The 12,176-nt window shown below is 58.8% G+C and carries 11 protein-coding genes; 3 read left to right on the top strand and 8 right to left on the bottom strand.

The genetic code is table 11. The features are described 5' to 3' along the window. Positions 1–209 precede the first annotated feature (209 nt). Positions 210–1,136, top strand: coding sequence for a GGDEF domain-containing protein (locus MME58_RS18790; RefSeq protein WP_054987877.1), 927 nt, complete (start codon positions 210–212; stop codon positions 1,134–1,136). 29 nt (positions 1,137–1,165) lie between these two features. On the opposite strand, the gene MME58_RS18795 is transcribed toward MME58_RS18790, so the two are convergent. The 7 genes from MME58_RS18795 to MME58_RS18825 form a co-directional block, all read right to left on the bottom strand. Then, positions 1,166–1,951 carry an iron-containing redox enzyme family protein gene (locus MME58_RS18795; protein ID WP_055006946.1) on the bottom strand — a complete coding sequence of 262 codons (786 nt, stop codon included), beginning with the start codon at positions 1,949–1,951 and terminating at the stop codon, positions 1,166–1,168. Between the two features lie 27 nt (positions 1,952–1,978). Beyond that, the gene (locus MME58_RS18800; protein WP_055006945.1) at positions 1,979–4,441 is read right to left on the bottom strand and encodes an EAL domain-containing protein; all 2,463 of its coding nucleotides are present in this window, start codon (positions 4,439–4,441) and stop codon (positions 1,979–1,981) included. Between the two features lie 123 nt (positions 4,442–4,564). Continuing rightward, positions 4,565–6,391 carry an ABC transporter ATP-binding protein gene (locus MME58_RS18805; protein WP_055006944.1) on the bottom strand — a complete coding sequence of 609 codons (1,827 nt, stop codon included), beginning with the start codon at positions 6,389–6,391 and terminating at the stop codon, positions 4,565–4,567. Next, a complete protein-coding gene (locus tag MME58_RS18810; RefSeq protein ID WP_054987873.1) occupies positions 6,384–7,016 on the bottom strand; it encodes a DsbA family protein in 633 nt (210 codons plus the stop codon). The genes MME58_RS18805 and MME58_RS18810 overlap by 8 nt, the downstream gene beginning before the upstream one ends. 3 nt (positions 7,017–7,019) lie before the next feature. Beyond that, positions 7,020–7,958, bottom strand: a complete 939-nt coding sequence (gene trhO / locus MME58_RS18815; protein WP_055006948.1) for an oxygen-dependent tRNA uridine(34) hydroxylase TrhO — start codon at positions 7,956–7,958, stop codon at positions 7,020–7,022. Positions 7,959–8,144: 186 nt separating this feature from the next. Further along, entirely contained in the window at positions 8,145–8,438 is a 294-nt protein-coding gene (locus tag MME58_RS18820) for a BolA family protein (protein WP_054987872.1), read from the bottom strand. A 15-nt stretch (positions 8,439–8,453) separates the two neighbouring features. Next, positions 8,454–8,981: a DUF2059 domain-containing protein gene (locus tag MME58_RS18825; RefSeq protein ID WP_003314637.1), complete on the bottom strand. Its 528-nt coding sequence runs from the start codon at positions 8,979–8,981 to the stop codon at positions 8,454–8,456. Positions 8,982–9,150: 169 nt separating this feature from the next. Here MME58_RS18825 and MME58_RS18830 point away from each other — a divergent pair, with 169 nt between their 5' ends. Beyond that, positions 9,151–10,545, top strand: coding sequence for a class II fumarate hydratase (locus tag MME58_RS18830; protein WP_054987871.1), 1,395 nt, complete (start codon positions 9,151–9,153; stop codon positions 10,543–10,545). After that, positions 10,538–11,152: an NAD(P)H-dependent oxidoreductase gene (locus MME58_RS18835; protein WP_054987870.1), complete on the top strand. Its 615-nt coding sequence runs from the start codon at positions 10,538–10,540 to the stop codon at positions 11,150–11,152. Before MME58_RS18830 ends, MME58_RS18835 begins: the two co-directional genes overlap by 8 nt. Positions 11,153–11,155: 3 nt before the next feature. Here the strand turns inward: MME58_RS18835 and MME58_RS18840 are convergent, their stop codons facing one another. Beyond that, positions 11,156–12,115 carry a DMT family transporter gene (locus MME58_RS18840; RefSeq protein WP_055006943.1) on the bottom strand — a complete coding sequence of 320 codons (960 nt, stop codon included), beginning with the start codon at positions 12,113–12,115 and terminating at the stop codon, positions 11,156–11,158. Positions 12,116–12,176: the final 61 nt, after the last annotated feature.

Raw genomic sequence — 12,176 nt, forward strand, 5'->3', positions numbered from 1 at the left:
AATGACAGGCGTTGCCGTGACGAAAAACCGTCACGGCAGCCATTTTTTGCTCCGTTTTTAAGTCAAGGAATTGCCGATCCAGCCTCACTGTCAGAGAGATGGCGTCAGCTAAACCACTGATTTTAATAAGTCTGGGCAAAAATGAACCGAATGGCACCACATCCCCTCTAACCCAGCCAAGCCAGCAATATGTGCTGAGGAGCGAAGAGATGAATTTTCCTACCCAGACCCATGCAATCGATTTCGATACGGCTGAACTGCAACGCCTGGGTTTTCGAAATCGACCCGACGCCATACTTCCACCCCCGTCACTGCCCGAGCTGGTTTACCAGCTTGGGCGACAATTGCAGACCAGCCTGGAAGCCGAGCGGATACTGACCCTTTTCTTTCAAGGCGTGCAGCGGTTCCTGCCATTGAGCGGCCTGGTCTATCGGCACGCCGAAAGCGACCTGAATCTGCGTTTGGGCGAGATGTCATCCGACAGCGCCACCTTTCATCTGCGCCATGAAGGTAAATGTATCGGCGAGCTGGAGTTTCAGGGCGCGAGGCCATTTGATCCCCGGCAGCTGAGCGACCTTGAATCCCTTCTGGTCTGCCTCGTCTATCCGCTGCTGAATGCGCTGCTGTATCGCATCGCCACTCAGACTGCGCTGCGTGACCCGTTGACCAGTACCGGCAACCGTATCGCGATGGATCAGGGTCTGGCCCGCGAGATAGAGATATCACGCCGCCACAAGCAGCCGTTGTCACTGCTGATGCTGGATATCGATCACTTCAAGAAAGTGAACGATGAATACGGCCATCACACGGGCGATGATGTACTGAAAACCGTCGCGCAAAGCCTGAAAGCGCAATTGCGTAACATTGATCGCGTGTTCCGCTATGGTGGCGAGGAGTTTGTAGTGATTCTCTCCAACACCGGTTCCAATTCGGCCGAACTGATTGGCGAACGTCTACGCCAGGCGGTGCGAAATCTTGAGTTTCGCGAACTTGACCCGGCGCTGACCATGACCGTCAGCCTGGGGTGCTCGACACTGCTGCCCGCGGAAACTGCCGACAGCCTGTTGCGCCGTGCCGACAACGCCCTGTATGTCGCCAAGCGCGAAGGCCGTAATCGTCTTGCCATGGCCAGCTAGCACTTTTTCCTGCCTTTTTCGCCCAGCCCTTACACTTCCAGCGCGGCAACACGCCCACGCGCAGGCTTGACCTTTTCCATCTGCATGCAGCGCTCAAGGAACAGGAACATGTAGTCGTAACTTTTGTTAACGGCCTGACGCAGTTCGGCCTGCAACTGCGGGCTTGGTTTATTCCCCACCAGTGTGCAAATGATCTCGAGCGCTTCCCAAGGGTGCGCGTCGTCATACTGTGCATGCATCTTGAGCCACTTCATGGCCTTTTTGCGGGATGCTTCGGGGAATGCCTCGGCATAGACACCATTGGAACAGACCACTGCCGACCACTCACCCGTAGCCCCTTCAATGGCATAGTTGGTGGCAGCCATTGCGACCGCCAGCGAATCAGAAGAACTGGTCTGCCAGCACCAATGGCTGAGTGCGTGCAGCTCGGGCGCAACCCGCTGATCGTGGAGATCTTCAAGTGTCACGTCGTGCGCCGCACACCAGTTGACCCAATAATCGGCATGATTGAGTTCCACGCGAATATTGCGCATCAGCCAGCGCCGCGCCATGTCTTCACCGGGATGGCGACCAAAGCGGGTCTTGGTGAGGTTCTTGGCCATGTACACCGCAAACTGCTCGACAACCGGCCACCCGCCGATCAGGTAATGACGCATGATCTGCGGACTCAGTTTCGCGTCACGCATCTGCTGGTACAACTCGTGCTCGACCACCCGTGCCTTTGCGGCGCTGCAATCCTTGATCAACTGCTGCGCCCAGGCGGGATAACTGCTGGCTTCCATGAGCGGACCGGTTCTCTCGAAAGTGTCGATCACTGGTATCTCCTTATAGGTTTCAACTGATTAACGTAGCGTTCCTGGCGCGCCGAACATCAGGGGGTCAGGCCGTACAGGCTGAATGTAAAGACTCTCGCACGTAAATAATTCAGGGCGCGCAATCAGATACCCTTGTGCAAAATCCACGCCCATTTCCTGCAGCGCAGACTCTATCTGCGGTGTTTCAACGTACTCGGCAATAGTGCGCTTGCCCATCACATGACCGATGTTATTGATAACCTCGACCATTGCCTTGTTGATCGGATTATCGAGCATGTCCTTTACAAAACTGCCATCGATTTTCAGAAAATCCACTGGCAGGTGCTTGAGATAGGCAAAGGACGACATGCCCGAACAGAAGTCATCAAGGGAAAACTGACACCCCAGCCCCTTCAACTCATTGATGAAACGAATCGCGCTGTCCAGATCGGCAATGGCGCTGGTTTCAGTGATCTCGAAACAGATCATCCCGGGGGAAACGGCAAACGCCTGGAACTGCTGCTTCAGGTATTCGAGAAAGGTATCGTCTCCGATACTGGAGCCGGACAAATTTATAGCACATAGCGCTTGCGGCACCTGATGCCGGTCATCGCTCTGGCACTGGGCAATCACTTTGAACACATTGTGCACCACCCAGCGATCCAGTGTGGTCATCAGCCCGTAACGCTCAGCAGCCGGAATGAAGTTGTCCGGGACAACCATTCGTCCGGACTCATCACGCAGGCGCAGGAGGATCTCAATGTGCCGCACCTCATCGCCTTCGCCCTTGATCGAGGCGATTTCCTGTGCATAAAGGCAAAAGCGATTTTCATCCATTGCCATGTGCAGCCGCTGTATCCAGGCCATCTCGCCAAACCGCATCGACAGGGTCAGGTCGTCGACGCTGTAGACCTGAACCCGGTTGCGCCCTCGCTCCTTGGCCATGTAACAGGCCATATCTGCGGCAGACAGTGACCCTTCAAGTGTCGCGGGGGTGTCGCCGAGATGCACCAGACCAATACTGACGGTAGTCATGAATGGCCGACCTTTCCACATGAAATGCAGGCGCTGCACGATCTCGCGCAACGCCTCGGCAATATCGAGTGCGAGGCCGGCAGGGCAATCGACCAGTAACACACCGAACTCGTCCCCTCCCAGCCGGGCCAGCGTGTCTGCGTCGCGCAACCCCTGCGGGAGTGCCCGGCAAAGCTGACGCAGCAGCTCATCACCCGCCGCATGACCACCGGTGTCGTTGACCAGCTTGAATTGGTCCAGATCGAGAAACATCAGGCAATGGCTGCCCGTCCGACCGTCATCGCCATCCAGTACCCGCTGCAGCCGATGCTCGAACTCACTGCGATTGACCAGCCCGGTCAGCGGATCATGGGCAGCCTGCCATGACAGATCAGCGATGTACTGAAGCTCCTGGGTCATGTCGTGCAACACCAGCACCGCACCACTGATCTCCCCTTCGGTATAAATCGGCGTACCGACCAGCGCCACCGAGACTGTGCTGCCATCCAGCCTCTGGATGAGCTTGCTATTGGCGCTGCCGCCCTTGAGCTTGCCGGTGACGATCTGCTCGACCAGCGTCGAGCTGTCCTTCTGATCGTTTTCATCCAGCAGACTAAACAGCGCCGCCAGCGGCAGTCCGCTGGCCTGAGTGCTTTTCCAGTGCGTCAGGCCCTCGGCTGCCGGGTTCATGTAGACAATGGCACCGGCAACATCGATGGTGATCACTCCGTCGCCGATGGACTCAAGGGTGATCTGTGCGCGCTCTTTCTCCAGTTGCAGAGCATCGGCAAACACGCGTCGCTGGACGATCAGGCGACGCACACGCAGCAGCGCCAGAAGGATCAGCACAACGGCGGTGACCAGATTGACCGCTATCAGCAGGTTAAGGATAAACCTTGACCCCTCGCCCAACGCATCGCTGAACGCGCGGGCCGCAGGCGTCACCCCTTCGTTGATGACGTTGATCTGCTCGCGCCATTGATCGACATCGGCAGCAGTCACGCCGCCCTGACCGACCCGCTCATGAATACGCCGGGCCAGGTCATTGAGCTGCATGAGGTAGCCATCACCCACCCCCCAGAAGTGAATAGCCTGTTTCATGAAGCTGAAGTTGTGGAAGTTCAAGTACATCCAGATGATGCCGTTCGTATCATCTGGGTGATTGCCACCCTGAATGATCGCGGCTCTGGCGTCCGACATGGACGGAATGGGCTGATCAAGCGCCTTGCGCAGGGCGTAACCACCCTGCGGGATGGAGAAGGCAGCTTGATACTTCAGATAGTCACGCTCATCGTGCGTATTGGCGTACAGGCTCAGGTAGTGAATAGCGTCCTTTTGCCCCTTGGACCAGAGACTCTCGCCCGCCACATAGCTGCGCACCGCAGACATGGTGTAAAGGCTAACGCACCCCAGCAGTGCCTGAAACAGAGCGACAGCAATGAAAGGCCACACGATGCCCAACAGACGGGGCTTGGAGAAGGTCCATGGTTGCTTCATGGGTTTCACGTCACCACATGCCTGAATAAACGCCTAGCGCAGAGACTAGGCTAAATTCGTGAATGATGGCAGGTGATTCTCCCGCAATTAAGCCAGCCTGTGCGTCGATCAGGGCAAGGCGCATCAGATTTGTTGCAAATGCCCGTACAGCTTGGCGTACAGACCTCCATCGGCAATCAGCTGTTGATGGCCGCCGTCTTCCACGATTCGCCCGCCATCGAACACCAGCACCCGGTCAGCCTGCTTCACGGCGGACAGGCGGTGGGCAATGATCAGCGTCGTGCGGCTGCGCAGAAAACGTGCGAGAGCCTGATGCAGGTTGTACTCGGTGGCCGCATCCAGCGCCGAGGTGGCCTCATCGAGGATGACCACTTTCGGATCGGACAACACCATGCGCGCGATGGCCATGCGCTGACGCTGCCCGCCGGACATTCTGACACCGGAACGCCCTACCACGCTGTCCAGCCCTTGCGGCAGATCGCGAATGGCAGACTCCAGTTGCGCGACCTCGAGCGCACGCCAGCACGCTTCATCGCTGCAGTCACGCCCCATGGTCAGGTTGGCGCGCACGGTGTCGTTGAACAAGGCCGGATGCTGGAGCACTACGGCAACATTCTCGCGCACGGTGTCCAGACCGATATCCTGCTGACTGACACCGCCGAAACGGATCACTCCGGTGCGGGCGGTGTAGAGGCCAAGCAGCAACTGCACCAACGTGCTCTTGCCACCACCACTGGCACCGACGATGGCGACTTTTTCACCCGCTGCAATGCTCAGGTTCAACTGGTCCAGGACCAGATCTTCGCCATAACCGAAACTCAGGCCGCGCACGTCGACGCCCACTGTTTCCTTACCTTCGAACGGGTCGGTGCCGCCGACGTACTGCGGCTCGTCGGCACGCGCCAGCAGCTCGTTGATGCGGGTCAGAGCACCGCCTGCCGCGTAGTAGGCATATTGCAGATTCAGCAATTGCTCCACTGGCGTCATCATGAACCACAGGTAGCTGAACACTGCGAGCATCTGCCCGATGGACAGGTCGGAGAACAGCACGGTGAGCATCGCTGCGGCGCGAAAGATATCGATGCCGAATTGAAACAACAACCCGCTGGCACGGCCCGAGGCGTCGCTTTTCCATTGCGAATTGATTGCGTAATCACGCACTTCCTGTGCCCGCATGCCAAGACGGCCAAGGAAAAAGCCCTGTCGATTACCGGCCCTGACTTCCTGAATGGCATCCAGCGTTTCGCTCAATGCCTGGGTAAAACGCGACGTGCTGTCATTTTCGAGCTTTTTGAGGTGCTTGACCCGCTTGCCCAGCTTGACCGTAAGCAGAATCACCAGCGGATTGAACAGCATGATCAACAGCGCCAGCTTCCAGTGCATCCACATCAGAATGCCCGCAGTGCCTGCCAGCGTCAGCGTGGCCACCAGTAGTCGGCTGAGGGTTTCGCCGACAAACTTGTCCAGCGTGTCCAGGTCGGTCACCAGATGCGTAGTCACGGTGCCGCTACCGAGGCTTTCGTATTCACGCAGGGAAATACGCTTGAGTCGTTCGATCAGGCGTAGCCGGATACGGTAGACGATGTCCTTGGCCAGACCGGCAAACAACCGCGCCTGCAGCACATTGAAGACCAGCGCCCCGACGCGCAGTACCAGCGTCAGCAAGAGCATCAGGCCGATGTAGCCCGCCGCCTTTTGCAGGCCGTCGGGCAGCAAGTGGTTCATGACTTTCAGCGCCGCATCGCCACGCCCCAATAGCACCTCGTCGACCAGCAACGGGAGCAGCAACGGGATAGGCACGCTGCACAGCGTCGCCAGAACCGCGACACCATTGGCCAGCCACAAGGCTTTTTTATGACGCAGCGCGAGACGACGGATCTCGGCCCAGCTCAGCGCATCGCCACGTGTGGCTTGAGGCTGTCGGGCAGTCTCGGGCGATTCGTCACGCACTGGCTGCACGCTCCAGCCATCGTCCGAGCAGAGGCGAAAGGCTGCTCAATGGCTGGTAACCGTTGGTCAGCAGCGCCAGCTGACCGTTGCGCTCGGCGAGCAGGGTCGGAAAGCCGGCGATGCCCAGATCCTGCGCCCAGGCGAAATCGGCTGCCGTGGCGGCTTGCCGCTCCGGGCTCTCGAATTGATCGGCAAATGCCTGGCGCGACAGCCCCGTCTGCTCCGCCAGTTCAGCCAGCAGTGACGGGCGCGTCACGTCACGGCCCTCGCTGTAGAACGCCCGCTGGATGAGTCCGACCAGCTCCCAGGCGCGGTCCGGATCCAGTTGCCGTGCCGCAGTGACAGCAAGGCAGGCTGGCGTGGTGTCGTAGACAAACCCTTCCGGCAGCGCCCCTTCGCGAAGAAACGGCTGACCGGTGGCCTCCTCAACCGCCTGCCAATGCTCAAGAATGTAACGACGCTTGGCAGGCTCCAGTGCAGCACCCTCGGAGCGCAGACCGCCCATGACCAGATGCAGCGGCACGCCTGCCGCCCGAGCCTGCTGTACCAACGCGTCGGCAACCGGAGCAAAGCCCCAGCACCAGGAGCACATCGGGTCCATGACATATATCAGGCGGGCAGACATGGCTCAGGCCTCGGAGGGTAAACGATAGTTGCGACCGATCGGATGAGGCTGGTTAAGTGCCTTGGCCAGCTCGATCTGCTTTTGCCGGTCGATGGCGCTGCGCCGAGTCTTCTCGCTCAGCGAATCCCAGCAATGCGGGCAGCTTACACCCGGCGAATAATGCTCGCTGGCACGGTCCTCGGCACTGATCGGCGTGCGGCAGGCATGACACTGATCGTAATCGCCTTCAGTCAAGTCATGGCGCACCGTGACCCGGTTGTCGAACACAAAGCATTCGCCGCGCCACTGACTTTCCTGCTCGGGAACCTCTTCCAGATACTTGAGAATCCCGCCCTTGAGGTGATACACCTCTTCGAAACCCTCGCCCAGCATATAGCTCGAAGCTTTTTCACAGCGAATGCCACCGGTACAGAACATCGCGACCTTTTTGTGCACGGCAGGGTCGAAATGCGCCTTGATGTATTCCGGAAACTCGCGAAAAGAGGTGGTTTTCGGATCGATGGCCCCCTCGAAGGTGCCAATCGACACTTCGTAGTCGTTACGGGTATCGATCAGCAGCACTTCAGGGTCGGTGATCAGGTCGTTCCAGTCTTTTGGCTCGACATAAGTACCCACGCTCTTGTTAGGGTCGACACCCTCCACGCCCAGGGTCACGATCTCTTTCTTGAGTTTGACCTTGGTGCGGTAGAACGGCTGCTCGTCGCAGTAGGATTCCTTGTGGTCGATGTCGATCAGGCGCGGGTCGTTCTTCAGCCACACCATAAGCCCGTCGATGCCTTCACGGCTGCCAGATACCGTGCCGTTGATGCCTTCATCGGCGATCAGCAGGGTGCCCTTGATGCCGTTGTCGACCATCGCCTGCAACAGCGGCTCGCGCAGTGCCACGTAGTCGCTCAGGGTAACGAACTTGTATAGCGCAGCCACGACGATAGGCTGAGTCATCGGCTCTTGAGTCATGTGTCTCTCCAGTGGCGACCCTCGCAAAGGGCCTACCGGGTATAAAATTGCGGACAAAAAAACGCACCGGCCAGGCGGCGCGGTGCGGATTCTAGCAAAAACCGGAGTGGAGCAGGCAGGCCAGCGGATCAATTGCCCCGGCAAAGGGGCGTAATCAGCCAAAAGCCCTGGTCAATGACCACCGGCACAGGTCGGCGAAGCAGGCGCTGCACCGATCTTCGACCATTCTTCAGGCGTGTAGGTGTGCAATGCCAGCGCATGAAATTCGCCCATGAGCGCACCGAGCGTGGCGTAAACCTTCTGGTGCCGCTTGACCGAATTCAGGTCCTGAAACTGATCACTGACCAGCACAGCCTTGTAATGGGTCTGCTGGCCACGACTGTGCATGTGACTCTCATCGAGCACTTGCAGGTGGTGCGGCTGCAGCAGCGCAAGCGCCGACTCGATTCGTTGTTGCATGGTCATGATAGCGATCGCCTGTCAGGGCTTCTTGGCCGGCGCAGGAGCAGCGGCCTTGGCAGGCTCCAGCTCGGCAGTCATGTCAGCCAGAAGCTTGTTGACGACCGGCACTGCGCTTTCCAGCTTGCTCTGGGTCAATTGGGCCGATTGCTGAGCCAGTTCAGGCATCTTGGTCATCACCTTCTTGCCCAGTGGCGACTGGTAGAACGCAACCAGATCCTTCAGCTCGCTTTCAGTGAAGTTGGCGGTGTACAGCTTGACCATTTCAGGCTTGAGCTTGTTCCAGCCAATAGCCTGGTCCAGAGCGGTGTTGGCCTTGGCCTGGTAGGTTTCAAGCAGGGCTTTTTTCGATGCAGGTGCCTTGGTTTCAGCAAAACGCTGGGCGAACATCTGCTGAACCTGCGCATAGACCGGAGCGCCCAGGCGATCGGCGTTGGCAAGCTTCAGGAACGTTTCGGCGCTCGCGTTGTGACTGGCGGTGTCGGCGAAGACCTGGCCGCTGGCACAGACCAGGGCTACCGCGGTACAAATGGCACGAAGACGGGTCATCGAGTTTCCTTATCTAGCAAACGAGGCATTACCCCAGGGCCGACCATTCTGCGCTTATCTGGGCTTTTGGCTCAACCCCCGGTTCACCCAGCGGTTAAAAAGCACTGCACGGGAACCCTCTCCGCATATGGACACCTAACCTTGCAACGTACTTAAAGGAGTAAGACCAGTGAGCCGCACCGAAACCGACAGCATTGGCCCGATCGAAGTCCCCGAAGATGCCTACTGGGGCGCGCAGACCCAACGCTCACTGATCAATTTTGCGATTGGCGACCAGCGTATGCCATTGCCGGTTCTGCACGCGCTGACCCTGATCAAGAAAGCCGCCGCACGCGTCAACGACCGTAACGGCGATCTGCCTGCCGACATCGCGCGCTTGATCGAGCAGGCCGCCGACGAAGTGCTCGATGGCCAGCACGACGCGCAATTCCCGCTGGTGGTCTGGCAGACCGGCAGTGGCACGCAAAGCAACATGAACGTCAACGAAGTGATCGCAGGCCGCGCCAACGAACTGGCCGGCCAGGGCCGTGGCGGCAAGTCGCCGGTCCACCCCAACGATCACGTCAATCGTTCGCAGAGCTCCAATGACTGCTTTCCGACGGCCATGCATATCGCCACTGCCCAGGCGGTCAAGGAACAGCTACTGCCAGCCATTGCAGAGCTTTCCAGCGGACTGGCCGAACAGGCTGCGCGACACATGAAACTGGTCAAGACCGGACGCACGCACATGATGGATGCGACGCCGATCACCTTTGGCCAGGAGCTTTCGGGGTTTGTCGCGCAGCTCGATTACGCGGAAAAAGCCATTCGTGCTGCCCTGCCCGCCGTCTATGAACTGGCTCAGGGCGGGACTGCAGTCGGCACCGGGCTCAACTCGCCGAAAGGCTTTGCCGAGGCCATTGCAGCAGAACTGGCCGCATTGTCTGGTCTGCCGTTCGTCACCGCGCCCAACAAGTTTGCCGCGCTTGCCGGGCATGAACCGCTTGCCGCGCTTTCCGGCGCACTCAAGACGCTGGCCGGGACCCTGATGAAAATCGCCAATGACCTGCGCCTGCTGGGCTCCGGCCCACGTGCAGGGCTGGCAGAAGTCAGACTGCCGGCCAACGAGCCTGGCAGCTCGATCATGCCCGGCAAGGTCAACCCGACCCAGTGTGAAGCCCTGTCGATGCTCGCCTGCCAGGTCATGGGCAACGACGTGACCATCGGTTTCGCAGCCAGCCAGGGTCATTTGCAGTTGAACGTGTACAAGCCAGTGATCATTCATAACGTTCTGCAATCGATCCGGCTGCTGGCCGACGGCTGCAGCAACTTCAATGAACACTGCATCGCAGGCATGGAGCCCGACGGCGAAAAAATGGCCGAACACCTGGAACGCGGACTGATGCTGGTCACTGCACTCAATCCGCATATCGGCTACGACAAATCAGCACAGATTGCCAAGAAGGCTTACACCGAAGGTCTGACCCTGCGTGAAGCCGCATTGGCACTGGGTTATCTGACCGACGAGGAGTTCGACGCCTGGGTGCGCCCGGACAAAATGCTTGAGGCAGGCACCAATGGCTGATGCCAAAAGCGGCGCAACACCGCTGGAGGGCAACGGCAAACGGATTTTGATGGTTTACGGTACGCCGAAAGCCATCAGCCTCTGCCATGCTCTTGGCGAAGCCTATGCCCAGGCCGCGCGCGGCAAGGGGCATGTGGTGCGGGTACTCAAACTCGGCGAGCTGAATTTCGACCCTATTCTGCACAACGGCTACGATCAGACCCAGACACTCGAACCCGATCTGCTCGACGCCCAGCGCCAGATTCACTGGGCCGAACATCTGGTATTCGTCTATCCGGTCTGGTGGGGCGGCTTGCCTGCACTGCTGAGCGGCTTTTTCGACCGGGTGCTGACGCCCGGTTTTGCGTTCAAGGCCCACGGTCGCAAGCATCCTTCCAATGAGTTGCTCCGGGGCCGCACTGCGGAGCTGCTGGTCGCTATGGACACCCCGCCGCGCTATTTTCACTGGATCTATGGCGCGCCCGCTCACCGCCAGATAGTGCGGACCATACTCGGCTTTTGTGGAATAAAGACTCGGCACCTTACCGAATTCGCCCCCGTGCACAGCGCGAGCGAACAGCAGCGTCAGGAATGGATTGTTCAGGCGCAGGCACTGGGCAAGCGCTGATAGTCAGGCCTGCGCCAGCCTTGCCTTGCGCGCCCTCAGACCGGCAACCAGCGAGGGACCCAGCGCAGTCAGCGCCGACCCCGCCACTACCAGCAGCGCCCCGCCGTAACCCAGCATGTTCAATTCTTCAGCCTGCACATAATCCGGCCATAACCAAGCGGCAGCAGCCACAGCGGCCAGCGTGACCAACGGGGTCAGCGCAAGGGTCGCACTGACCCGCGACGCCTCCCAATGCGCCAGCGCTTCGGCAAACGCGCCATAGGCCATCAGCGTGTTCAGACAGCAGGCAAGCAGCAGCCAGCCTTGCAACGGGCTTAATAACAACGCCTCGGCAGGGTGCGCCCAAGGGGTGAGCAACAAGGCGCAGAACAGGTAGATCACCATCATGACCTGCAGCGAATTCCAGACCGTCAGAAGCTGCTTCTGGCTCAATCCGTAAAAGGTCCAGATGGTCGATGCCAGCAACACCACCAGCACACCCAGCGTGTAATCACTCAGTGAGGTGAACAGTTCCACCAGACGCTGGTTGAAAAAAAAACCGAAGCCAATCAGCAATACGATCAGACCAATCCCCTGACCAACGCTGAAACGCTCTTTGAACAGGAAGATACTGCTGATCAACAGGAAAATCGGACCAACCTGAACCAGCAACTGCGTAGTGCCTGGGCTCAGCAGCCGCAAGCCGATGAGATACAGCACATAATTGCCGACCAGGCCGAACACGGCCAACCCTACGAGCACCTTGCCCTTGCGCCCCAGGACCTTGAACCTGGGCAGGCGCTTGACCGACGCCAGCCAGATGAACAACAGCGCACCGGAAACAGACAGGCGAAACCATGTAACCGTCACCGGGTCCATCACCTGCAGAACCTGCTTGAGCTTGATCGGCAAAATGCCCCAGAGCAGCGCGGTCAACAGTGACAGACAGAGGCCATAGACCCAGCGACCGGAAGAAATGTGCATCGGAATTTCCGCAAGAGATGGAACACGCGACTCATTCTAGGCGCTGAACGGCAAAGCAACA

The sequence above is a fragment of the Pseudomonas syringae pv. tagetis genome (genome assembly GCF_022557255.1).
GTDB lineage: Bacteria > Pseudomonadota > Gammaproteobacteria > Pseudomonadales > Pseudomonadaceae > Aquipseudomonas > Aquipseudomonas caricapapayae.

What these genes read in the sequence shown, in the direction of transcription:
- MME58_RS18790 (WP_054987877.1), top strand. Translation starts at nt 210, where the DNA reads ATGAATTTTCCTACCCAGACCCATGCAATCGATTTCGATACGGCTGAA.
- MME58_RS18800 (WP_055006945.1), bottom strand. Translation starts at nt 4,441, where the DNA reads ATGAAGCAACCATGGACCTTCTCCAAGCCCCGTCTGTTGGGCATCGTG.
- MME58_RS18810 (WP_054987873.1), bottom strand. Translation starts at nt 7,016, where the DNA reads ATGTCTGCCCGCCTGATATATGTCATGGACCCGATGTGCTCCTGGTGC.
- trhO (WP_055006948.1), bottom strand. Translation starts at nt 7,958, where the DNA reads ATGACTCAGCCTATCGTCGTGGCTGCGCTATACAAGTTCGTTACCCTG.
- MME58_RS18820 (WP_054987872.1), bottom strand. Translation starts at nt 8,438, where the DNA reads ATGACCATGCAACAACGAATCGAGTCGGCGCTTGCGCTGCTGCAGCCG.
- MME58_RS18825 (WP_003314637.1), bottom strand. Translation starts at nt 8,981, where the DNA reads ATGACCCGTCTTCGTGCCATTTGTACCGCGGTAGCCCTGGTCTGTGCC.
- MME58_RS18835 (WP_054987870.1), top strand. Translation starts at nt 10,538, where the DNA reads ATGGCTGATGCCAAAAGCGGCGCAACACCGCTGGAGGGCAACGGCAAA.
- MME58_RS18840 (WP_055006943.1), bottom strand. Translation starts at nt 12,115, where the DNA reads ATGCACATTTCTTCCGGTCGCTGGGTCTATGGCCTCTGTCTGTCACTG.